This window comes from Halorubrum sp. SP9, from assembly GCF_005435015.1.
Classification (GTDB): Archaea; Halobacteriota; Halobacteria; order Halobacteriales; family Haloferacaceae; genus Halorubrum; species Halorubrum sodomense.
This window is the reverse complement of the sequence record NZ_SGXU01000219.1, coordinates 1-703: the sequence shown is the minus strand read 5'-3', so window position 1 is coordinate 703 and position 703 is coordinate 1. Positions and strand designations below refer to the sequence as shown.

1 pseudogene is annotated in these 703 nt (G+C 53.3%); it reads left to right on the top strand.

What is annotated here, in order from left to right:
• Window positions 1-665: pseudogene (locus EXE45_RS17280) on the top strand (hypothetical protein); the annotation flags it as partial.
• Window positions 666-703: the final 38 nt, after the last annotated feature.

Genomic DNA, 703 nt, shown 5'->3' with positions numbered 1-703 from the left:
CAGTGGCGTTTGCGCTCGTTGTTGCGTTGGGCCCACTACTGTTGCCAGTTATTGTGAGCCCGTGGGCCGGATGGGGTGAGATTGCGTATGTGGTCTATGCCATTGTAACACTGTTTGTGATCGCGATGCTGTATGACGTGTTTCTGTTGGTGTACAAATTTACGGACCTTCTCCAGCGAGATATCCTCACATATCAGCCATTCCATCCCGACGATCATGGTGGCTTTCGTGATTTCGGTCGGTTTGCAACTCGTGTCAACGTGATATTGGTGATCGCTGGAGGCTACGTTGCGTATCGGTTTTACGCTGAAGGGGTGCTTAATATTCCCGCGGATGGGATCGAGCCAACGCTGCTGGGCCTCACGTGGGTAGTGTTGTATATCGGCCCGATTGCCGCGTATGCCGCGTTAGCGTTGTTCTGGCTGTATCACTCGTTTTGGCGTCTTCATCAAAAAATGGAAGACGGACGCCAGAAGCGGATCGAAGAGCTCCAACGAGAGACAAAGGGGGACGACCAACAGCCACGACAAGACTTCGCTGACCTAGACGTGTCCGCTCCAGCGTGGGAATCGCTCCGAGATGCCCCAACATGGCCGATCAAACGACAAGGGCTGTTTGGCATCCTCGTAATGGATGCCGTGCCAATTGCCATTACGTTTGTGTGATAACAACCGAGATCTGACCAGCAGCCGAACGGTTAGCT